We start from the raw sequence: 20720 nt of genomic DNA, 5'->3' as shown, positions 1-20720 counted from the left end.
GACGGGGTGAGCGATCAGGCCTGCGCCGACGCGAGCAGCTCGCGCAGCGCGGCCGCGAACTTCGGCGCGTTGCGTTGCGGCGCCAGGTGCGCGCCGGGGACCTCGACGAACGGCAGGCCCAGCTCGAGCGCCAGGATCTTCGCCGGCTGGTAGTGGTAGCGGCCGCGGCTGGCTTCGCCGGCGACGGGCGCGATCTCGGTGCTCGCGCGGCGCAGGGCGCGCAGGTCCGGCAGGTAGTCGAAGAACTCGGCGAGCTCGCGGTCGAACAGACGCAGCCAGTCGGCCTCGTGCGGCAGGCGCAGATTGGGCAGATCGGGCAGCGCCGCGCCCGCGACGCCGTCGGAGAAGCGCGTGACGGCGCCCATCAGATCACCCGAACGGGCCAGCCGGATCTGGTCGTTCGCGGCCTCGAGCCAGCCCGTGGCGTCGGGCATCAGCTGCACCGCGGGCGGTTCGTGCGCGACGAGCACGGACACCCGGTCGGGGTGGCGCCCCACGAGGTCGAGGCCGATCTGCGCGCCGGCGCTGGTGCCGAACACGGGAATCGGGCCGGCGCCGACGTGGTCGAGCACGGCGAGCGCGTCGTCCGAATGCAGCGAAACCGGCACCGGGCCCGTGGTGGTGTCGGTGCTGGCGAAGTGGCCGCGCCGGTCGTAGGTGACCACGGTGTGGTCCGTCTGCAGTTGCTTGACGAGCGCGCGCAGCGAGTCCGCGCCGCCGGTGCCCCCGGGGATGAGCAGCAGCATCGGGCCCTCGCCACCGATGCGGACGGCGAGCTCGCCCTCCGCGACCGGGCAGCGGCTTTCCGAGATCATGCCTTGAAGTCAAGCACAACCGCCGTCGCCGAGGCGGCGCAGGATCGCCTCCGCGTCGGCCACGATTCCCCCGATCAGGTCGGCCACCGACGGCAGGTCGTGCAGCAGCCCGACGACCTGCCCGGACGCCAGCACACCGGCCGCCGGGTCGCCGTCGACGAGGCCCGCTCGCAGCAGCATCGGCGTGTTGGCGGCCATCAGCACTTGCGCCCTCGTTCGCCCGCTTGTGCGCAGCCGCAGGCCCTCGCGCACGAGCGCGGCCCACGAAAGCCCGCTCGACCGGCGGAATCGGGCGGCGTTCCCGGCGGCGCGCGCGAACCCGGCGAGCGGACCGGACTTCTCCAGCGCGTCGACGAGTTCGGTGCGCAGAACGCGGTGCGCGACGCCGTCGACCTTGCGGGTGACGACGGTGCCGGCGAGGTCGTGGTCCAGGTACAGCTGCTTCACCGCGTCGGGCACCGTGCTTTCGCGCGTGAGCAGGAACCGGGTGCCCATCGCGATCCCGGCCGCGCCGTACGCGAGCGCGGCCGCCAGGCCCCGGCCGTCGAAGAAGCCGCCCGCGGCGACCACGGGGATGTCGATGGCGTCGAGCACAGCGGGCAGCAGTAGCGTCGTGGCGACGCCGCCGGTGTGCCCGCCGCCTTCGCCGCCCTGCACGACGACGGCGTCGGCGCCCCAGGCCGCGACCTTCTCCGCGTGCCGGGTCGCGCCGACCGACGGCACGACGACCACGCCGTGGTCCTTGAGCTTGGTGATCAGCTCCCGCCTCGGAGCCAGCGCGAAGGACGCGACTTTCACGCCTTCGGTGATCAGCAGATCGACGCGCCGGGCGGCGTCTTCGGCGTCGGCGCGGAGGTTGACGCCGAACGGGTTTTCGGTGCGGGACCGGGTTTCCTTGATCGCGGCGGCCAGCTCGTCGTAGGTCATGGTGGCCGAGGCGAGGATGCCGAGGCCTCCTGCTTCGGCGGTCGCGGACACGAGCCGGGGGCCCGCGACCCAGCCCATGCCGGTCTGGACGACGGGGTGGCGGACGCCGACGAGGTCGGTCAGCGCAGTTCTCACGACGGAACTTCCTTGTCGCGCAGGGACTTCGGGTCCAGGACTTCTCGGATCAGCCGTAGTGCGTCGTCGCCGGGTGCGCGGGTCTGTCCGGTGCCGGAGGTGTCGAGCGGGAACGACGTCGCTGCGACGGCGTCCTCGACGGAAACCCCGGGGTGCACGGAAAGCAGCCGCGGCGCGTGGTCCGCGCCGCCGAAGTCGAGCACGCCGAGGTTGGTCACCACGCGGTACACGTCGTGGTACGGCAGGGAAGTCGCCCGCGCGTAGCCGACGCCGGACACCACGTCTACGCGGTCGACGAACACCCGCCGGCTGTGGCGTGGCACCCAGTAGCTCGTGCGATGGTTCACGGTGTTGCCGGGTCCGCCGCGTAGGCCGAGAAGCTGCTTCGCGGGCTTCGCGTGCGGGCCGATGGCGGAGATGTTCTGGTTGCCCTCGCGGTCGAGCTGGTTCGCACCCATCACGACGTGCCGTTTTCCGTGCGGCACCACGGTGTCGAGCACACTGCGGAACGGCTGCCAGCCTTCGACGACGCCGTCGGCCGTCGTGAGGGACGCCTCGCCGTCGGTGAGCAACAGATCAGGCTCGAACGTCAGCCGTGCGAGTTTCGCACCCAACGCCGGGACGAAACCCATGGGGCTGACCAGGATCTCGCCGTCGCCGCGGAACAGCTCGGCGCACGCGATCACGGCGTACTCGGCGCGCGTCACGTCGGTCATGCCGCCTCCTCGGCGAAGCGGGCCACTTCGCGTTGGTATCGGGCTTCGTCGCCCGACAGGAACCGGTCGGCGAAACTCGGCCACCTGTCCGGGTCCTTGGCCGAGGTCGCGTAGTGGCGCTGGAAGTTCTCGTCGCGGCCGTAGTCGGGCACGGCGCTGGTGAAGTGCGCGCCGTGCGGGGTTTCGACGACGCCATGCACGCTCGCGCGGTTGAGCAGCAGGCTCTGCAGGGGCGCGGCGGACAGTTCCGCAGTGGGGACAACGCGTTCGACGGAGACGTAACAACGGGCGGCGGCGAGGGCGAACAGCTCGTCGAAGTACGGGTCGGGGCCGAGGTACTGGGCGTTGCCGCGGGCGTCGGCGCGGTTGAGGTGGACGAGCGCCGCGTCGAGCTTGAGCGCGGGGACGGCCAGGAGCTCCTCGCCGTCGGCGTAAGGGGAGCGGATCGTGCGCAGGTGCGGGTTCAGCGTCACAACGTCGGAGCCGAGGCCGGCGCGGGTCGGGAGGAACGGAAGCCGTTGGGCCGCGGCGGACAGACCGGTGCCGAGCACGCCCTCGTCGTACTCCGTGACCTCGAACGCGCCGGCTTCTCGGGCGCGGGTGAACCACGGGTCGTGCGGGATCGAGTCGAGCGTGACGAACCCGAAGACCAGCCGGCGGATCTTGCCCGCGGCGGCGAGGAGGCCGACGTCCGGGCCGCCGTAGGAGACGACGGTGAGGTCCTTCAGCGGGGAGCGCAGAATCGCGCGGACGAAGGCCATCGGCTTGCGCCGCGAACCCCAGCCGCCGAGGCCGACGGTCATGCCGTCGCGCAGCTCGGCGACCACCTCGTCGGCCGTCATCCGCTTGTCGCTCAAAGCTTTCCCCCTCCGTCGAGGAACTGCTGCCGGGCGGCGCCGGACACGCCGGCGAGGTTGAGCTGGAAAGTGAAGCCCTGCTCGAAGCGGTAGCTGCGGTGCACGGGCTGCACGTCGATGCCGTTGATCGCTTGTTTGGCCGCGCGGATCACGCGGGTGTCCTTCGCGGCGATCCTCCGGGCGAGGGCCAGGGCTGTCGCGTCGAGCTCTTCGCGGGGTACGACCGCGTACACGGAACCGTGGTGGTGAAGCTGCTTCGCGGAGATCGTTTCGGCTGTGTAGTACAGCGCGCGCATGAGGTGCTGCGGGACGAGCCGCGCGAGGTGTGTGGCCGCACCGAGCGCGCCGCGGTCGACCTCGGGCAGGCCGAACTCGGCGTCTTCGCTGGCCACGACGACGTCGGCGTTGCCGGCCAGCCCGACCCCGCCGCCGAGGCAGAACCCTTGCACGGCCGCGATCACCGGCACCGCGCAGTCGTACACGGCGGAGAAGGCGGCCGCGCAGCCCTCGTTCGCGCCGATGAGTGCGGTGTGGCCGGGGTCGTGCTGGATCTCCTTGATGTCGACGCCGGCGTTGAAGCCGCGGCCCTCGGCGCGCAGCACCACGACGTGCGTTTCGGGGTCGCGGCCCGCGTTCGTGACGGCTTCGGCGAGGGCGAACCAGCCGTCCGCGGTGAGCGCGTTGACCGGCGGGGCGGCCACCGTCACCACGGCGACGCCGGGCTCCGGGGAGTGCGTGGACACGGTCATGGTCACCTCTGACGGGTTACAAACCTAGCACTTGCTTGGTACGTTAGCACGGCAACGGCGACGCGGCGGGAGGGCGTGAGTGGCACTGGATCTACGGCTCGACGGCGCCGTCGTGCTGGTCACCGGCGGGACGCGCGGGGTCGGGGCGGGGATCGCCGCGGTGTTCCGCGACGCGGGCGCGAGAGTGGTCGTGTGCGCGCGAAGTGGTGCGGGCGCGGATTTCGTGCGGTGCGACGTGCGTGAGCCGGCGGAGGTCGCGCGGCTGGTTTCTTTGGTGGCGACGGAGTACGGACGGCTGGACGTGCTGGTGAACAACGCCGGGGGAGCGCCCTTTGCGGATACTTCGACGGCGTCGGCGCGGTTCCACGAGAAGGTGGTCGCGTTGAACCTGCTGGCGCCGCTGGGGGTGGCGCAGGCGGCGAACGCCGTGATGCAGCAGCAGAAAAGTGGCGGGGTGATCGTGAACGTGAGCAGTGTCAGTGCGACGAGGCCTTCGCCCCGGACGGCGGCGTATGGGGCGGCCAAGGCGGGGCTCGACAACTTGACGGCGACGTTGGCGGTGGAGTGGGCGCCGAAGGTGCGGGTGAACGCGCTCGACGTGGGGATGGTCGGGACCTCGCCCGAGTTGTACGACTCCTCGGTTGCCGCGACCGTGCCGTTGGGACGGTTGGCGACGCCGGCGGAGGTGGGGGCGTGCGCGGTGTTTCTGGCTTCTCCGTTGGCTTCGTACGTGAGTGGTGCGCGGCTGGCGGTGCACGGCGGTGGTGAGGCGCCGGCGTACCTGCGGGCCGGTTCGGAAGGGGAGTGACGTGGGGCTGGTCGACGGTCGGGTCGTGGTGGTCACCGGTGCGGGGCGCGGGATCGGGCGGGCGCACGCGCTCGCGTTCGCGACCGAGGGCGCGCGGGTGGTGGTGAACGACGTCGGGGCTTGGCCGGACGGCAGCGGGGGTGCTGCGGATCCGGCGGGGCTGGTGGTGTCGGAGATTCGCGCTCTCGGCGGGGAAGCGGTGGCGAACACGGACGACGTCGCCGATTGGGACGGTGCGGCGCGGCTGGTGTCGGCGGCGGTGGATTCGTTCGGTGGGCTGGACGTGCTCGTGGCCAATGCGGGGTTCGTGCGTGACCGGATGCTGGTGAACCTGTCCGAGGAGGAGTGGGACGCCGTCGTGCGGGTGCATCTGAAGGGGCACTTCGCGCCGTTGCGGCACGCTGCCGCGTATTGGCGCGCGGAGGCGAAGGCGGGGCGCGCGCGGGCGGCGCGGGTGGTGCTGACGAGTTCGGGCGCGGGCCTGTTGGGGAGTGTCGGGCAGGGCAATTATTCGGCGGCGAAGGCGGGGATCCTAGGGCTGGCCTCGGTCGCCGCGGCCGAGCTGGCGCGGTACGGCGTGGTGGTCAACGCCATCGCGCCGGCCGCGCGGACGCGGATGACGGAGGGGACGTTCGACATGGCGGCGCCGGCGTCGGGGTTCGACGCGATGGCGCCCGAGAACGTGTCGCCTTTGGTGGTGTGGCTGGGTTCCGTCGAGTCGGCCGGCGTCACGGGGCGGGTGTTCGAAGTGGACGGTGGCCGCGTGTCCCTCGCGGACGGCTGGCGCCACGGCCCGTCGCGCGACAAGGGCGCGCGCTGGGAGCCGGCCGAGCTGGGCCCGGTGGTGGCTTCGTTGCTCGCTTCCGCGCCTTCACCTGAACCGGTGTACGGCGCTTGAGCTTGTTTTGTCGGTGGCGCGTGCTTGACTCGTTCGCATGACCACCTGGCAGACCTTCGCGGCGGCCGCCCCCTCGCTGGCCGAGCGCATCCACGAACGCTTCCTCAGCGGCGAGTCCCACGTCCTGGCCACCCTGCGCCGCGACGGCTCACCTCGCGTGAGCGGCTCCGAAGTCTCCTTCCGCGACGACGGCTCCCTGTACGTCGGCTCGATGCTCGACGCCCGCAAAGCTCGCGACCTCCAACACGACGGCCGCTTCGCCCTCCACGCCTTCCCCGGCATCGAAGAAAACGGCCCAGGCGACGCGAAACTCGCCGGCGTCGCCCGGGAAATCACCGACGACCGCGCCGACTCCGGCAGCCACCTCTTCGAACTGGACATCCACGAAGCGGTCTACACGTGGGTCGCGGACAACACGCTGTTCGTGGAGTCTTGGCACGCGGGGGGTGCTTGGACGCGTTTCGCACGGCCGGACAACGGCCCGGTGGAGCGCACCGTGCTGGGTTGAGTGGTGCAGGGTTGCGTGAGGACTGGCGGTGCGGTGGGTCGGGTGGTGTCTGATCGGGTTTCGGCTGCGCGTGTTGGGGTGTCTTCCGGCGGCCGGGTTACGCCGGGTTCGCTTGCCCGCGTGTGCGTTTCGCACGTCGGGACAACGGCCGGTGGAGCGCACGGTGCTGGGCTGAGTGGTGCGGGGTTGCGCGAAGGCTGCCGCGGCGGTCGTTCGGGACAGGCGGTGCCGGGGTCCTTGAGCCCGATCGGTTTCGGCGGCGTGCGTCGGAGCACCTGCCGGCGGCCTTGGGTAACGCCGGGTTCGGCTTGTCCGCCGGTGGATCACGCGTGCGGTGACGGCGCTGGGCCGGGTGGTTGAATGCGGGCATGCGTCTGGTGGAGGACCTGGTCGACGAGCCCGGCACCCTGCTGATCATCGGGCCGTCGAAGGCCAAGGTCACCGGCGGCAGTCCACGGCCGGCGGCTCGTGCGGACTGGCCCGAGGAACTGCTCCGGGCTCGTGAGGAACTCCTGTCCCGCTCCGCTGTCGACGACCGGACGCGACTGCCGGCGTGGCAACGCTACAACGGTCACTTCTACCGGCACGTCGGCGACGCGCTGCCCGACGCCGCGGCGTCTGGACGACTGCTCATCCTCAGCGGTGGCTACGGCGTCGCGAGGGCAGACGAGCCGATCGCGTTCTACGACCGGAAACTCCGCCTGCGCGACTGGCCGCCCGGCACGCTCGAGGCCGCGATCCAGTACGAGGTGCACCGGCTCGGTGCCCGGCGGGTCCTGGGGTTCGGGTCCGCGAGCGCGGACTACGCGAAGGTGCTGCGCCGCGTGCCCTGGGATGTCGAGGCGACGTTGGTGACCGTCGACTTCCACGGAGGCGGCGCGCAGGTCGAAGTTCCGAAGCGGCTCGCCCACGCCTTCGCCGCGGTGTGGCGGCGCGAGCCGGGGCGGAGGCCGCCGGGGGTCGTCGCCGTCCCGCTGTCGTGAGCCGGTTCAGGCCCGGACCCACAGGCAGAACGGGTGCCCGGCCGGATCGAGGTACACGCGGACGTGTTTCTGGGGCTGGAACTGCGCGAGCCGCGCCCCGGCCGCGACGGCTTTCGCGCCGGCCTGCGCCAGATCGTCGACTTCGATGTCCAGGTGCAGCATCATCTGCTGGTACCCGGGCTCCTGCGGCCACCTCGGCGGCACCAGCTCACGTTCCAGCTGGAACGACAGGCCGGGCCCACCCTCGGGCGGCCGCAGCGTGACCCAGTCCGGCTCGTCCACGCCGAGGGGCCACCGCAGCAGCGCCTGGTAGAACTTCGCCAGCGCCCGCGGGTCGGGCGCGCCGAGCACGGTCGCGGTCAGTTTCATCGCCCCAGCGTAAGCCGATCCGCGCCCGGGGTCAGAGGCGTTCGATGATCGTCGCGGTCGACATCGCGCCGCCGGCGCACATGGTGATGAGGGCGGTTGCGGTGTCGCGGCGTTCGAGTTCGTGCAGCGCGGTGGTGAGGAGGCGGGCGCCGGTGCTGCCGACGGGGTGGCCGAGGGCGATGGCGCCGCCGTTGACGTTCACGTGCGTGGGGTCGGGGGAGTGAGTGCGTTGCCAGGAGAGGACGACGGAGGCGAACGCTTCGTTGACTTCGAACAGGTCCGGGTCGCCGATGGTCAAGCCGGCCTGGGCCAGCACGCGTTCGGTGGCCTGGATGGGGCCGTCGAGGTGGTAATAGGGTTCGGCGCCGACCAGGGCCTGGGCCAGGATGCGCGCGCGGGGGCGCAGGCCGAGGGAGCGCGCCAGCGTGGCGTCCATGAGCAGGAGCGCGGCGGCGCCGTCGGAGATCTGGGAGGACGTGCCGGCGGTGTGGACGCCGTCGGGCAGCACGGGTTTCAACCGGGCCAGACCGTCCACAGTGGTCTCTCGAAGGCCCTGGTCCCGGCTGATCAGGCGGGGTTCCCCGGATGTCGGATCGGGGGCCTTCACCGGGACGATCTCTCGGTCGAAACGACCGTCCGCCCACGCGGCCGCGGCCTTCCGCTGCGAAGAAGCACCGAACTCATCGACGTCCGCGCGCGTGAGGCCGCGCCGCACCGCGATGCGTTCGGCCGCGCGGTACTGGTCCGGCATGTCGATCGACCACGACTCCGGCCGCGGCGATCCGGTGGAGACGCCGAAGCCGGCGGGGGCATCCGCCCGGGCCCCCCGGTTCGCCCCCAACGGCACCCGGCTCATCGACTCCACCCCACACGCCACCCCGACCGAAATGGCACCAGCCCCGATCAGCCCCGCGATCAGGTGCGTGGCCTGCTGAGCCGAGCCGCACTGCGCGTCGATGGTGGTGGCGCCGGTGGTCGGTGGCAGGCTGGCGTGGAGCCAGGCCGTGCGGGTGACGTTGCCTGCCTGTTCGCCGGCCTGGGTCACGGCGCCGCCGATGACCTGCTCGACCAGGGCGGGGTCGATGCCGCTGCGGTCGAGCACCGCGAGGTGCGCCGCGCCCAGCAGTTCGGCCGCGTGCAGGCCCGAGAGCCAGCCGCCGCGTTTGCCGATCGGCGTGCGCACCGCCGCCACGATCACGGGCTCGCCGGGAGAACTAACAGTGTTCACACTTCAAAAATTAGAACATGTTTCAGTAAAGCACAAGAACTCCCAGCTGCCGGATAATCTTGATCTTCACCAACTGAGCGCTCGCTCACCAGCGCAGAATCGGTAAAGTAAACGGGTATCACCAAACGGGGTTCCGTAAGTTAACACCGTATGCTCCAATGATTCATAGAACGTGTTGCAGTGCGTGAATCATCGCCGATCCCGTGCAGGAGGCAGCCGTGGCCGCTCCGCTTTTGCCCGCCGGTTTCGACTTCACGGACCCGGACCTCTACGCGAACCGCCTGCCGCTGGAGGAGTTCGCCGAGCTCCGGCGCACGGCGCCCGTGTGGTGGAACCCGCAGCGCCGCAACACCGCCGGCTTCGGCGACGACGGTTACTGGGTCGTCACGCGCCACGCCGACGTCAAGGAGGTCTCGCGCGACAGCCAGCTGTACTCGTCGTGGGAGAAAACCGCCATCATCCGCTTCGACGACCAGATGACGTCGGAGAACCTCGACGCCAACCGCCTCGTGCTGCTCAACATGGACGCCCCGCAGCACACGAAGCTGCGGCGCATCGTCTCGAAGGGTTTCACCCCGAAGTCCATCGCCAAGCTCGAGGACACCCTGCGTGAACGCGCCGAGCGTATCGTCGCCGAAGCGCGCAGCAAGGGCGAAGGCGACTTCGTCACCGACGTCGCGTGCGAGCTGCCCCTGCAGGCCATCGCCGAGCTCATCGGCGTGCCGCAGGAGGACCGCATGAAGATCTTCGACTGGTCCAACCAGATGGTGGCCTACGACGACCCCGAGTACGAGCTCGAACCCCTCACCGCGAGCGCCGAGCTCGTCGGCTACGCCTGGAACATGGCCGAGGAACGCCGCCGCTGCCCGGTCGACGACATCGTCACCAAGCTCGTGCAGGCCGACGTCGACGGCGAAGCACTCGGCTCCGACGAGTTCGGCTTCTTCGTGATCCTGCTGGCCGTCGCGGGCAACGAGACCACACGCAACGCCATCACCCACGGCATGAAGGCTTTCCTCGACCATCCCGACCAGTGGGCGCGCTACCGCGAGGAAAAGCCCAAGACCGCGCCCGACGAGATTGTCCGCTGGGCCACGCCCGTGGTCGCGTTCCAGCGCACCGCCACGCGCGACACCGAGCTCGGCGGCGCGCACATCCACCGCGGCGACCGCGTCGGCATGTTCTACAGCTCCGCCAACTTCGACCCCGACGCGTTCGACGAGCCCGAGCGCTTCGACGTCTTCCGCGAGGACAACCCCCACGTCGGCTTCGGCGGCACCGGTTCGCACTACTGCCTCGGCGCCAACCTCGCCCGCCTCGAGATCGACCTCATCTTCTCCGCGATCGCCGACGGCATGCCCGGCATCGCCGAGGTTGCGCCCCCGCAGCGCCTGCGCTCCGGCTGGCTCAACGGCATCAAGCATTACCCGGTCCGCTACGCCTGACCAGGCCTGATCCGCCCGAAACCGGCATGATGGCCAGGTGGCGCAACGCGTGACGGTCGACGTCGAGTTCGGCGTCCGGGTGACGAAGCCCGGTCTCGCCGCGATCTCGGTCGCCGCCGTCCACGCCGATACCGACGAGCTCACCGTCTCCGCCGCCGGCGCCCCTCGCACCGCCGAGCTCGACCACGGCACGCGCGCCGAGGTGTACGACCTCCCCACCGGCGAGCACCGCGTGACCTACCACGGCGAACGCACGCTCTGCCGCGCCACCGCCGAGCCCGTCACGCTCGCCGACCTCGCGCGCTACACCCGCCCGAGCCGCTTCTGCCCGTCCGACCGCATGGCCGCCCTGAAACCCGACCCCGGCGACGACCGCGCCCGCGTCCGCGCCATCGCCGACCACGTCCACGAGCGGTTGAGCTACCTCCCCGCCACTCCCGAAGGCCGCGACGCCGCCGTCACCCTGAAAGCCGGCGAAGGCGCCTGCCGCGACTTCGCCCACGCCTGCATCGCGCTCTGCCGGGCCGTGGGCATTCCCGCCCGCTTCACCACCGTCTACGCCCCCGGCTTGAAACCCATGGACTTCCACGCCGTGTTCGAGGCCGGCGTCGGCGGGCGCTGGCTCGTGTTCGACGCGACCCGCCTCGCCCCGCGCCCCGTGATGCTCCGCATCGCCACCGGTCGCGACGCCGCCGACACAGGATTCCTCACCCCGCTCGGCTGCGAGCTCGACTTCCTCGGGGCCACCGTGTTCGCGACCACCGACGCCGTGCCGCCGCCCGACGATCACGACAAACCCGTGGTCCTGGCGTGAAAGGTGTGTCCGGTGCGACAAACCCGGCCGCGGCTGGGTAGACAGTGACCGTGAACCGTCAACTGCCTGGGCCGAGCCGGTGGGCCCGCGCGCGTGCCCGGTACCGCTGGCTCGACCACCTCGCGCTGGCCACCAACCGGTACCTCGAGTACGGGGGCTACCACTACGTCGCCTCGATCACGTACTTCAGCCTGCTCTCGCTGGTGCCGATTCTGATGCTGGCGTCGTCGGCCGCGGGGTTCGTGCTGGCCACGCAGCCGCACCTGCTCGACCAGATGCTGCACGCCATCTCCGGCACGCTGCCCGGGGCGCTGGGGCAGAAGGCCTCGGACCTGCTGACGGGGTTCGTGGAGCAACGCACCAGCGTCGGCGTCGCGGGTCTCGTCGTCGGGCTGTACTCCGGGTGGAACTGGATGAACTCCCTGCGCGACGCGCTCACCGCGATGTACGGCCAGAACCGCTCCGACGGGCCGCTGCTGCGCACGATTCTCATGGACGTGCTCGCGCTGCTGGGGCTCGCGGCCGCGCTGCTGGTGTCGTTCGGCATCACCGTGTCGGGCACGGCCATGGGCCGTTACCTGCTGAAACTCGTCGGCGTCGACGACACCAGCTGGGGCCACTCCGTGCTCTCGGCCACGTCGGTGCCGCTCGCGTTGCTAGCCGACTGGCTGGTGTTCCTGTGGGTGCTCACGCGGCTGCCGCGCGAGCGCGTCGGCTGGCGCAGCGCGATGCGCGGCGCGGTCGCGGCGGCGCTGGGCTTCGAGCTGTTGAAGCAGGCGGGCGGCATCTACCTGAACTTGATCAGCGCGTCGCCCTCGGGCGTCGCGTTCGGCTCCGTGATCGGTCTGCTGTTCTTCATCTCCCTGATCGCGCGCATGCTCGTGTACATCACGGCCTGGACGGCCACGGCTCGAGACGCGCCGCAAAAACCGGTCCCGCCGCCGTCGCCCACGGAGCTGCGGCCGGTCATCGCACCGCGCCAGCACACGGCCGGTCCCCTCGCGTTGGGCGCGGTGCTCGGGGCGCTGGGCACGTTGTTCGCGCTGCGCGGCCGCCGCCGGTCATGAGCCGGGCTTGGCCGAGCACACCACCCACATGCTGAAGTACTGCGAGCCGCCGCCGTACGCGTGGCCGAGCGCCACGCGCGCGCCGTCGACCTGGTAGTCGCCCGCGCGGCCCATCACCTGCTTGGCCGCCTCGGAGAACCGCAGCATCCCCGACGCGCCGATCGGGTTCGACGACAACACCCCGCCCGACGGGTTCACCGGCAGCCGGCCGCCGAGCGCCGTGTCGCCGGCCTCGGTGACTTTCCAGCCCTGGCTCTCCGGCACGAACCCGAGGTTCTCCAGCCACATCGGCTCGAACCAGGAGAACGGCACGTAGATCTCGGCAACGTCTACTTCGGACAGTGGATCGGTGATCCCGGCCTCGTGCCACAGCGCTTTCGCCGCGTCGCGCCCGGCCTGCGGGTTCACCTGGTCGCGGCCGGCGAACGTGGTGGGCTCCGTGCGCATCGCCGTGGCGTGGATCCACGCGGCCCCGCCCGGCACGGCGTCGCCCGCGGCTTCGTCGCCGAGCACCATGGCGCAGGCGCCGTCGGAGGAGGGGCAGGTTTCGTCGTAGCGGATCGGGTCCCACAGCATCTGCGACGCCTGCACCGAGTCCACGGTGATGTCGGCCTGGCGCAGGTGCGCGTACGGGTTGAGCGCCCCGTTGCGCCGATCCTTCGCGGCGACGATCGCCCCGACGTGCGCGGGCGCGCCGGAGCGCCGGATGTAGGAGCGCACGTGCGGCGCGAAGTACCCGCCCGCGCCGGCGCCCACCGGCATCTGGAACGGCGGCAGGATCGAGAGTCCCCACATCGCGTTGGACTCCGACTGCTTCTCGAACGCCACCGTCAGCACTCGCCGGTGCACGCCGGCCTGGATCAGCGACGCGGCGACCAGCGCGGTCGAGCCGCCGACGGAACCCGCGGTGTGCACGCGCAGCAACGGTTTCCCGGTCGCGCCCAGCGCGTCGGCCAGGAACAGCTCGGGCATCATCACGCCTTCGAACAGGTCGGGCGCCTTGCCGAGCACCACGGCCTCGATGTCGGCCCAGCCGACCTGCGCGTCGGCCATCGCGCGGTCGATGGCCTCGCGAAGCAGGCCGGGCATGGACACGTCGGTGCGCTTCGCGCGGTGGTGCGTCTGGCCGGTGCCGAGCACGGCGGCGAGCTGCTTGGTCATCGCGCCTCCAGCACGGCGAGGAGGTTCTGTTGCAGGGCCGGGCCGCTCGTCGCGTGGGCGAGTGCCTTGCCCGCCTCGCCGCTGTGGATGCGCGCGGCCGCCTCGCCGATGCGGGCGAGGCCGGCGGAGAACATCGGGTTGCCCGTGAGCGCGCCGCCCGAGGGAGTGATCCGCACACTGTCGCCGAGCCCGAGCGCGGTGCGGACGATGAGCTCCTGGTGCGTGAACGGCGTGTGCAGCTCGGCCAGCTCGACCCCGTCGAGATCGAGGTTTCGGGCGGCTTGTTCGATTGACGGCGACCGAGTCAGGTCGCGGGCTCCGAGCACGGGGGAGTCGACGCGGTGCTCGACGCCGGTCAGGATGGCCGGCCGGTCGACGAGGTCCTTCGCGCGTTCGGCGGCGGCCAGCACGAGCACGGCCGCGCCGTCGGTGACCGGCGCGATGTCGTGTGCTCGCAACGGATCCGCGACGTACGGGGTGTCGAGCAGGGCGGCGACGTCGACCTCGCCCGAGAGCTGCGCGGCGGGGTTGCCGGCGGCGTCGGCGCGGCTGCGGGCGGCGACCTCCGCGAGGTCCTTTTCGGACCACAGGCCGGCGTCCAGGCCCAGGCGCGCTTGCAGGCCGGCGATGGCGAGCGAATCGGGCCAGAGGGGAGCGAGCACGTACGGGTCGAGTTGCAGCGCGAGCACCCGGCGAAGCTGCCCGGCGCTGGCCTTGCCGAAGCCGTAGACGAGCGCGGTGTCGACCTCACCCATGCGGATCTTCAGCCAGGCCTCGTACAACGCCCACGCGGCGTCCATCTCCACGTGCGACTCGTGGATCGGCGGGAAGGCGCGGATGGCGTCGACGGCCGCGATGAAGGAGAACGCGCGACCGGCCAGGTAGTCCGACGAGCCGGAGCACCAGAACCCGATGTCCTCTTTGGATAGACCGGTGGCGGCGAAGACCTCGGCGAGGATCGGCACGAGCATCTCGACGCCGTTGGTGGTGCCGGCGGTCTCGCGGACGTTCGGTGCCTGCGCGAACCCGGCGACGGCGACTTCGGGCATGCGTCCCCCTCACAGGTGGTGGGCGAAGGATTCGAACGGCGCGTCGGGCTCGCCGGTCGGTTCGAAGTGGCTGATGTTCTCCAGCGAAGTCCACCACTCGTCCCGCGGGCGCCACGCCGCGCGCACCCGCATCCCCATCCGCACGTCCTCGGCGGCACAGCCGAGCACGAGGTGCAGGAAGGCGATGTCGGCGCCGTCGAGCAGCACGTAGGCCGCGACGTATGGCGGTTTGATGCGCTGGCCGAGGAAGGGGACGTTGACGATGCAGAAGGTGGTGACGATGCCGGTGTCGGGCAGCTCGACCTCGTCGGTGGTCGGCACGCCGTCGGTCGGGCACGCGCCGCGCGGCGGGATGTAGACCTTCGCGCACGCGGGGCAACGCTGGCCGATCAGGCGGCCTTCGGCGAGCGCGCGCAGGTAGCGGCTTTCCTCGGGTGACGCGGAGTGCCGGTAGCGCAGGTGGACCGGAGTGATGACCACCTCGACGGGGGCGCCTTCGTCGCGTTTCGCCACCGGGGGTGGAGGTTCGGTCGGTTGTGTTTCGGGTGCTTCCGCGGGCAGGAAGTACGCGATGTCGCGGATGTGGCCGACGGTTTCCTCCGCCCAGCGGACTCTGACCCGCTGTCCGGTGTGGACTCCTGTGGGTTCGCCGGCGTCGAGGGCGTGGAGCAGGGTGGTGTCGGCACCGTCGAGCTTGACCAGGACCCACGCGAACGGACGGGACAGCGGCTGGCCTTCGAGGGGGTTGGCGCACCACGACCAGGAGACGACGGTGCCCTCGGCGCTCACCGGCACGAACTCGGTGAGCGCTTCGGCGGTCACGGGGTCGTACTCGGGCGGGGGCACCTGGACGCGCCCGTCGCTGCCCCGGATGCCTTCGATCCGTCGCTGGCGCAGGGCGTTCACGAACCGGCCGAGCACGGGCCCGGTCGAGCGGGTGTAGTCGAATCCGACGTCGAGCGGCGCCGAGAGCGGGGTGTCCGTCACGTTTCCGAGTGAAACACGTTCTCGAATTCGAGGCAAGATGGCTGTTGTGCGCGTGTGTAACGCGTTCTAGATTTGGAGTTATGGACCTGGGACTGTGGACGATCGCCGCGGCCGAGCCCGACCGCGTCGCACTGGTGGATCCCGACGGCCGCGAGGTCGGCTACGGCGAGCTGGCGGCGAAGGCCAACCGCTACGCGCTGGGCCTGCGCGAGCTGGGGCTCGAGGCCGGCGACGCGATCGTGCTGCTGCAGCCCAACGGCGACGAGCTGCTGGCCGCGTACTTCGCCGCGATCCAATCGGGGTTGTATGTGGTGGTGGTCAACTGGCACCTCGTCGCGCCGGAGGTCGCGTACATCCTGGCCGACAGCGGCGCGAAGGCTTTCCTTGCGCACGAGCGGTTCGCGGACGTCGCGGTGGCGGCCGCGGACGAGGCCGGGATCACGGCACGGTTCGCCGTGGGCGACGTGCCCGGCTTCCGGAGGATGGAAGAGCTGGGCGCGGGCCTGGGCGACGGGCGGCCGTCGGACCGGACGGCGGGGTCGCCGATGCTCTACACGTCGGGCACCACGGGCCGGCCCAAGGGCGTCCGGCGGCCGCTGACGGGCGCCGACCCGGACGAGGTGCCGGCGGCGTCGACGTGGTTCTTCGGGATCTTCGGCCTGGCGCCTTTCGACGGGCACGTGCACCTGTGCGGTTCGCCGCTCTACCACACGGCCGTGCTGAACTTCGTCGCGATTTCCGTGCAGCTGGGCCACACCGCGGTGCTCATGGACCGCTGGGACGCGGCCGACATGCTGCGCCTGATCGAGCGCCACCGCGTGACGCACAGCCACATGGTGCCCACGCAGTTCCGCCGCCTTCTCGCCCTGCCACCCGACGTGCGGTCGGGTTTCGACCTTTCCTCGCTGCGCGTGATGATCCACGGTGCCGCCCCCTGCCCGCTCGAGGTCAAGCGCCGGATGCTGGACTGGTGGGGCCCGGTCGTCACGGAGTACTACGCCGCCACGGAAGGCGGCGGCACCGTCATCGCGGGCGAGGAGTGGCTGCGCAAGCCGGGCTCCGTCGGCCTGCCCTGGCCGGGCTCGACCGTGCGTATCCTGGACTCCGCCGGCGCCGAGGTGCCCGCCGGCGAGGTCGGCACGGTGTACTTGAAGATGGGCGACTCGTCCTTCGAATACCACCGCGACAGCGTGAAAACGCAACGCTCCCGCGTCGGCTCTCTCTTCACCCTGGGCGACATCGGCCACCTCGATTCCGACGGGTACCTGTACCTCCACGACCGCGCCGCCGACCTCATCATCTCGGGCGGCGTGAACATCTACCCGGCCGAAATCGAGGGCGAGCTCGTGATGCACCCGAAGATCGCGGACATCGCGGTGTTCGGCATCCCGCACGAGGACTGGGGCGAGGAGATCAAGGCGGTGGTGCAGCCGGCCCCCGGCGTCTCTCCGTCTGCCGACCTGACTTCGGAACTCCTGGCCTTCGCCGCGACGCGGTTGGCGCGGTTCAAACTGCCGCGGTCGGTGGATTATCTGGAGGAGCTGCCCAGGGATCCGAATGGGAAGCTGTACAAGCGGAGGTTGAGGGAGCGGTACGTGTCCTGAGCGGTGAGGCCGGGTCCCGGCCTCACCGGACGTCCGGCTCAGCGACCCTCGAACCGCGGCTTCCTCTTCTCCGCGAACGCCCTCGGCCCCTCCTTCGCATCTGCCGACGCGAAGACCTCGATGCCGTACTTCGCGTCCAGTTTGAAGGCGTCGTTTTCCGGCAGGGTTTCCGTGTCGCGCAGGGTGCGGAGGATGGCGCGGACGGCGAGGGGGCCGTTGGCGTTGATGAGCGACGCCAGCTCCAGTGCGCGGGACAGGGCGGTGCCGTCCGGGACGACGTGGCCGATGAGGCCGCACGCCAGAGCTTCGGAGGCCGACAGGTGGCGGCCGGTCAGCAGGAGGTCCGCCGCGAGCGTATAGGGGATCTGCCGGGGGAGGCGCACGGCGGAGCCGCCCATCGGGAACAGGCCCCAGCGGGCCTCGGAGACGCCGAAACGGGCGGACTCGCCGGCGACGCGGATGTCGGTGGCCTGGAGGATTTCGGTGCCGCCGGCGATGGCGGGGCCCTCGACGGCGGCGAGGAGCGGTTTCGTCAACCGGCGGCCTTTCAGCAGGCCGTCGATGCGGCTCGGGTCGAAGGCGCCCGATTCGAACGCGTCCGACGGGGCGTTGCGGGACATCGACTTCAGGTCGGCGCCCGCGCAGAAGGCGCCGCCGGCGCCGGTGAGGATGCAGGAGCGCACCTCGGGATCGGTGTCCACGCGGTCCCACGCCGAAGTCATGATCGCGAGCATCTCGCCCGTGAGCGCGTTGCGGGCCTCGGGGCGGTTCATCGTGACCACGAGGGTCTGGCCTTCCAGGGACACGAGAGCGTGGGGCGCGGCCAAGGAAACCTCCCGGAGAACGCGGGCATTGCCCAGAACGATAACATGTTCTACTTTGAGTGGCGTGGCACTCAACATCGCGGATCTACTCGAGCACGCCGTCGACGCCGTGCCGGAGCGTGTCGCGGTCGTGTGCGGCGCGAGGCAGGTGACGTTCGCCGAGCTGGAGGCTCGCGCGAACCGCCTGGCGCACCACCTCGCCGCCCACGGCGTGGGACCCGGGTCCCACATCGGTGTCTATTCCCGCAACTCGATCGAGGCCCTGGAGTCGATGTTCGCCGCGTACAAGCTGCGCGCCGTCGCGGTGAACGTGAACTACCGCTACGTGCACGGCGAGCTGAAGTACCTGTTCGGCAACGCCGATCTGATTGCCCTCGTGCACGAGCGCCGCTTTGCCGGCAAGGTGGCGAAAGTCCTCCCCGAGACGCCGAAACTGAAACACGTTGTCGTCGTCGAAGACGGGTCGGACGTGCCCTTCGAAGGCGTCGCGTACGAGGAAGCGCTGGCGGAGAACGACCCCTGCCGCGACTTCCCCGAACGCAGCGCCGACGACCTCTACATCCTCTACACCGGCGGCACCACCGGCTACCCGAAAGGCGTGCTCTGGCGCCACGAGGACATCTGGCGCGCGCTCGGCGGCGGCATCAACTTCGTCACGGGCGAGTACGTGCCCGACGAGTGGACGCTCGCCGAGCAGGGCAAGGCGGGCGCGCTCGTCCGGCTGCCCGCCGCGCCGCTCATCCACGGCGCCGCGCAGTGGGCCGCGTTCGGTGCGCTGTTCGCCGGCAGCCCGGTGGTGTTCGTGCCGCAGTTCGACGCGCACGACGTGTGGAAAGCCGTGCAGGAGCACAAGGTCCAGGTGCTGACCATCGTCGGCGACGCCATGGCGCGCCCGCTCGTGGAGGCCTACCGCGAGGGCGGCTACGACGTTTCGTCGCTCGTCGCCGTGTCCAGTCACGCCGCGCTGTTCTCACAGTCGGTGAAGCAGGAGCTGCTCGGCCTGCTGCCCGGCGTCGTGCTCACCGACGCGATCGGCTCGTCGGAAAGCGGTTTCACCGGGATCGGCATGGTGGGCAAGGACTCCGACCACAGCGCCGGCCCGCGGGTCGTGTTCGGCAAGGACGCGATCCTGCTCGACGAGGACGGCGCGGTCGTCGAGCGGGAGCCCGGCGCCGTCGGGCTCATCGGCCGCCGCGGCCACGTGCCACTCGGCTACTACAACGACCCCGAGAAGAGCCGCACGATGTTCGCCGACGTCGACGGCGTGCGCTACGTCGTGCCCGGCGACTACGCCCGCTACGAGGACGACGGCACCGTCACCCTGCTCGGACGCGGCTCGCAGTGCGTGAACACCGGCGGCGAGAAGGTGTACCCCGAAGAGGTCGAGGGCGCGCTGAAATCACACCCCGACGTGTTCGACGCGCTCGTGATCGGCGTGCCCGACGAGCGCCTCGGCCAGCGCGTGGCCGCCGTGGTGCAGCCGCGGCTCGGGGTGGCGCCCGACCTCGCGGCGATCGAGGCGCACGTGCGCACCGAGATCGCGGGCTACAAGGTGCCGCGCACGGTCTGGCTCGCCGACGAGATCGGGCGCTCGCCCAGCGGCAAACCCGACTACCCGTGGGCCCAGCGCTACGCCGCCGAACACGAACCCGCCTAGGAGCGCGCATGCGGACTTCCCTCTGCGACCGGCTGGGCATCGAGCTGCCGATCGTCGGCTTCACGCCGTCGGAGCACGTCGCCGCCGCGATCAGCCGCGCGGGTGGCCTCGGCGTGCTCGGCTGCGTGCGGTTCAACGACGCCGCCGAGCTCGACTCCGTGCTGTCCTGGATGGACGAGAACACCGGCGGAAAGCCCTACGGCGTCGACATCGTGATGCCCGCGAAGATCCCAGCCGAGGGCACCCAGGTCGACCTCGCGAAGCTCATCCCCGACGCCCACCGGTCCTTTGTCGACAAAGTGCTGCGCGACCTCGCCGTGCCCCCGCTGCCCGACGACACCGACGAACGCGCCGGCGTGCTCGGCTGGCTGCATTCGGTCGCGCGGTCCCATGTGGACGTCGCGCTCAAGCACCGCATCAGCCTCATCGCCAACGCGCTGGGCTCGCCGCCCGAAGACGTGATCGAGCGCGCGCACGCCGCCGGTGTACCCGTGGCGGCGCTCGCGGGCAAGGGTGAGCACGCGGCCCGCCATGTCGCGCGCGGCGTGGATCTCGTGGTGGCACAAGGGTATGAGGCCGGCGGGCACACCGGCGAGATCGCGTCGATGGTGCTGGTGCCGGAGATCGTCGACGCCGTCGGGGCACAGGTCCCGGTGCTCGCGGCCGGCGGCATCGGCTCCGGCCGGCAGGTCGCGGCCGCGCTGGCGCTCGGCGCGTCGGGGGTGTGGATGGGCTCGTTCTGGCTCGCCACCGACGAGTACCGCCGCACCATGCCGGGCTCCGGCGCCATGCAGACGGCGCTGGTCAACGCGACATCGGCCGACACCGTCCGCACCCGCATCTACACCGGCAAACCCGCCCGCCTGCTCAAAACGCGCTGGACGGACGCCTGGGCCGCTCCCGACGCGCCCGAGCCCCTGCCGATGCCGCTGCAGAACCTCCTGGTCTCCCACGCCCACAACCGCATCCACGCCGCGGCCGACCCGGCCGTGGTGTCGATGCCGGTCGGGCAGATCGTCGGCCGGATGGACCGGGTCCGCCCGGTGGCCGAGGTGATGGCAGAGCTGGTGAGCGGGTACGAGGCGGCGCTCGATCGGCTGGACAAGACGCGGTGAGGTC

At 71.2% G+C, this 20720-nt stretch carries 21 protein-coding genes; 10 read left to right on the top strand and 11 right to left on the bottom strand.

Annotated elements, in window-relative coordinates:
* Nucleotides 1-14: 14 nt before the first annotated feature.
* The 5 genes from ABZU76_RS24915 to ABZU76_RS24895 are packed head-to-tail and all read right to left on the bottom strand — an operon-like array spanning nt 15 to nt 4199.
* On the bottom strand, nt 15-815 hold the full coding sequence (locus tag ABZU76_RS24915) for an alpha/beta hydrolase (protein ID WP_354873565.1): 801 nt from the start codon (nt 813-815) through the stop codon (nt 15-17).
* Nucleotides 816-824: 9 nt separating this feature from the next.
* The gene (locus ABZU76_RS24910) at nt 825-1877 is read right to left on the bottom strand and encodes a nitronate monooxygenase (protein WP_354873563.1); all 1053 of its coding nucleotides are present in this window, start codon (nt 1875-1877) and stop codon (nt 825-827) included.
* A complete protein-coding gene (locus tag ABZU76_RS24905) occupies nt 1874-2593 on the bottom strand; it encodes a CoA-transferase (protein ID WP_354873561.1) in 720 nt (239 codons plus the stop codon). The genes ABZU76_RS24910 and ABZU76_RS24905 overlap by 4 nt, the downstream gene beginning before the upstream one ends.
* On the bottom strand, nt 2590-3450 hold the full coding sequence (locus ABZU76_RS24900; RefSeq protein WP_354873559.1) for a CoA-transferase: 861 nt from the start codon (nt 3448-3450) through the stop codon (nt 2590-2592). Before ABZU76_RS24900 ends, ABZU76_RS24905 begins: the two co-directional genes overlap by 4 nt.
* Nucleotides 3447-4199: an enoyl-CoA hydratase family protein gene (locus tag ABZU76_RS24895; protein WP_354873557.1), complete on the bottom strand. Its 753-nt coding sequence runs from the start codon at nt 4197-4199 to the stop codon at nt 3447-3449. The genes ABZU76_RS24900 and ABZU76_RS24895 overlap by 4 nt, the downstream gene beginning before the upstream one ends.
* A 79-nt stretch (nt 4200-4278) precedes the next feature.
* Here ABZU76_RS24895 and ABZU76_RS24890 point away from each other — a divergent pair, with 79 nt between their 5' ends.
* The 4 genes from ABZU76_RS24890 (at nt 4279) to ABZU76_RS24875 (ending at nt 7396) form a co-directional block, all read left to right on the top strand.
* Nucleotides 4279-5007 carry an SDR family oxidoreductase gene (locus tag ABZU76_RS24890; RefSeq protein WP_354873555.1) on the top strand — a complete coding sequence of 243 codons (729 nt, stop codon included), beginning with the start codon at nt 4279-4281 and terminating at the stop codon, nt 5005-5007.
* Nucleotide 5008: 1 nt separating this feature from the next.
* On the top strand, nt 5009-5905 hold the full coding sequence (locus ABZU76_RS24885) for an SDR family oxidoreductase (protein WP_354873554.1): 897 nt from the start codon (nt 5009-5011) through the stop codon (nt 5903-5905).
* A gap of 37 nt (nt 5906-5942) precedes the next feature.
* Nucleotides 5943-6413, top strand: coding sequence for a pyridoxamine 5'-phosphate oxidase family protein (locus tag ABZU76_RS24880; RefSeq protein WP_354873552.1), 471 nt, complete (start codon nt 5943-5945; stop codon nt 6411-6413).
* Between the two features lie 368 nt (nt 6414-6781).
* Entirely contained in the window at nt 6782-7396 is a 615-nt protein-coding gene (locus ABZU76_RS24875; RefSeq protein ID WP_354873550.1) for a hypothetical protein, read from the top strand.
* Nucleotides 7397-7402: 6 nt separating this feature from the next.
* Here the strand turns inward: ABZU76_RS24875 and ABZU76_RS24870 are convergent, their stop codons facing one another.
* Both ABZU76_RS24870 and ABZU76_RS24865 read right to left on the bottom strand, forming a co-directional pair.
* Nucleotides 7403-7765 carry a VOC family protein gene (locus tag ABZU76_RS24870; protein WP_354873548.1) on the bottom strand — a complete coding sequence of 121 codons (363 nt, stop codon included), beginning with the start codon at nt 7763-7765 and terminating at the stop codon, nt 7403-7405.
* Between the two features lie 31 nt (nt 7766-7796).
* Complete coding sequence (locus ABZU76_RS24865) at nt 7797-8993, bottom strand: steroid 3-ketoacyl-CoA thiolase (RefSeq protein ID WP_354873546.1); 1197 nt, start codon at nt 8991-8993, stop codon at nt 7797-7799.
* A 218-nt stretch (nt 8994-9211) separates the two neighbouring features.
* Between ABZU76_RS24865 and ABZU76_RS24860 the strand changes: the two genes are divergently transcribed.
* The 3 genes from ABZU76_RS24860 to ABZU76_RS24850 are packed head-to-tail and all read left to right on the top strand — an operon-like array spanning nt 9212 to nt 12319.
* Nucleotides 9212-10438 (top strand): cytochrome P450, encoded by a 1227-nt coding sequence (locus ABZU76_RS24860; protein WP_354873544.1) that lies wholly within the window; start codon nt 9212-9214, stop codon nt 10436-10438.
* 37 nt (nt 10439-10475) lie between these two features.
* Nucleotides 10476-11252, top strand: coding sequence for a transglutaminase family protein (locus tag ABZU76_RS24855; protein WP_354873542.1), 777 nt, complete (start codon nt 10476-10478; stop codon nt 11250-11252).
* A gap of 44 nt (nt 11253-11296) precedes the next feature.
* Nucleotides 11297-12319 carry a YhjD/YihY/BrkB family envelope integrity protein gene (locus ABZU76_RS24850; RefSeq protein WP_354873540.1) on the top strand — a complete coding sequence of 341 codons (1023 nt, stop codon included), beginning with the start codon at nt 11297-11299 and terminating at the stop codon, nt 12317-12319.
* Here ABZU76_RS24850 and ABZU76_RS24845 read toward each other — a convergent pair.
* The 3 genes from ABZU76_RS24845 to ABZU76_RS24835 are packed head-to-tail and all read right to left on the bottom strand — an operon-like array spanning nt 12314 to nt 15516.
* Complete coding sequence (locus ABZU76_RS24845) at nt 12314-13480, bottom strand: thiolase domain-containing protein (protein ID WP_354873538.1); 1167 nt, start codon at nt 13478-13480, stop codon at nt 12314-12316. The genes ABZU76_RS24850 and ABZU76_RS24845 overlap by 6 nt on opposite strands.
* Entirely contained in the window at nt 13477-14529 is a 1053-nt protein-coding gene (locus ABZU76_RS24840; RefSeq protein WP_354873536.1) for a thiolase domain-containing protein, read from the bottom strand. The genes ABZU76_RS24845 and ABZU76_RS24840 overlap by 4 nt, the downstream gene beginning before the upstream one ends.
* Before the next feature lie 9 nt (nt 14530-14538).
* A complete protein-coding gene (locus ABZU76_RS24835; RefSeq protein WP_354873534.1) occupies nt 14539-15516 on the bottom strand; it encodes an OB-fold domain-containing protein in 978 nt (325 codons plus the stop codon).
* Nucleotides 15517-15596: 80 nt separating this feature from the next.
* Here ABZU76_RS24835 and ABZU76_RS24830 point away from each other — a divergent pair, with 80 nt between their 5' ends.
* Entirely contained in the window at nt 15597-17120 is a 1524-nt protein-coding gene (locus ABZU76_RS24830; RefSeq protein ID WP_354873532.1) for an acyl-CoA synthetase, read from the top strand.
* Between the two features lie 38 nt (nt 17121-17158).
* Here the strand turns inward: ABZU76_RS24830 and ABZU76_RS24825 are convergent, their stop codons facing one another.
* Nucleotides 17159-17947: a crotonase/enoyl-CoA hydratase family protein gene (locus ABZU76_RS24825; protein WP_354873530.1), complete on the bottom strand. Its 789-nt coding sequence runs from the start codon at nt 17945-17947 to the stop codon at nt 17159-17161.
* 61 nt (nt 17948-18008) lie between these two features.
* Between ABZU76_RS24825 and ABZU76_RS24820 the strand changes: the two genes are divergently transcribed.
* A complete protein-coding gene (locus ABZU76_RS24820; RefSeq protein ID WP_354873528.1) occupies nt 18009-19601 on the top strand; it encodes an acyl-CoA synthetase in 1593 nt (530 codons plus the stop codon).
* 8 nt (nt 19602-19609) lie between these two features.
* A complete protein-coding gene (locus ABZU76_RS24815; protein WP_354873526.1) occupies nt 19610-20716 on the top strand; it encodes a nitronate monooxygenase family protein in 1107 nt (368 codons plus the stop codon).
* The last annotated feature ends 4 nt before the right edge of the window (nt 20717-20720 follow it).

Origin of the sequence: Amycolatopsis sp. NPDC005232 (genome assembly GCF_040607795.1) — a bacterium.
In the GTDB taxonomy this organism is placed as follows: Bacteria; Actinomycetota; Actinomycetes; order Mycobacteriales; family Pseudonocardiaceae; genus Amycolatopsis.
Note: the sequence above shows the minus strand (reverse complement) of the source record. Positions and strands in the feature narration are given on the sequence as shown.

What these genes read in the sequence shown, in the direction of transcription:
- ABZU76_RS24840 (WP_354873536.1), bottom strand. Translation starts at nt 14,529, where the DNA reads ATGCCCGAAGTCGCCGTCGCCGGGTTCGCGCAGGCACCGAACGTCCGC.
- ABZU76_RS24845 (WP_354873538.1), bottom strand. Translation starts at nt 13,480, where the DNA reads ATGACCAAGCAGCTCGCCGCCGTGCTCGGCACCGGCCAGACGCACCAC.
- ABZU76_RS24870 (WP_354873548.1), bottom strand. Translation starts at nt 7,765, where the DNA reads ATGAAACTGACCGCGACCGTGCTCGGCGCGCCCGACCCGCGGGCGCTG.
- ABZU76_RS24905 (WP_354873561.1), bottom strand. Translation starts at nt 2,593, where the DNA reads ATGACCGACGTGACGCGCGCCGAGTACGCCGTGATCGCGTGCGCCGAG.
- ABZU76_RS24915 (WP_354873565.1), bottom strand. Translation starts at nt 815, where the DNA reads ATGATCTCGGAAAGCCGCTGCCCGGTCGCGGAGGGCGAGCTCGCCGTC.
- ABZU76_RS24830 (WP_354873532.1), top strand. Translation starts at nt 15,597, where the DNA reads ATGGACCTGGGACTGTGGACGATCGCCGCGGCCGAGCCCGACCGCGTC.
- ABZU76_RS24895 (WP_354873557.1), bottom strand. Translation starts at nt 4,199, where the DNA reads ATGACCGTGTCCACGCACTCCCCGGAGCCCGGCGTCGCCGTGGTGACG.
- ABZU76_RS24880 (WP_354873552.1), top strand. Translation starts at nt 5,943, where the DNA reads ATGACCACCTGGCAGACCTTCGCGGCGGCCGCCCCCTCGCTGGCCGAG.
- ABZU76_RS24815 (WP_354873526.1), top strand. Translation starts at nt 19,610, where the DNA reads ATGCGGACTTCCCTCTGCGACCGGCTGGGCATCGAGCTGCCGATCGTC.
- ABZU76_RS24875 (WP_354873550.1), top strand. Translation starts at nt 6,782, where the DNA reads ATGCGTCTGGTGGAGGACCTGGTCGACGAGCCCGGCACCCTGCTGATC.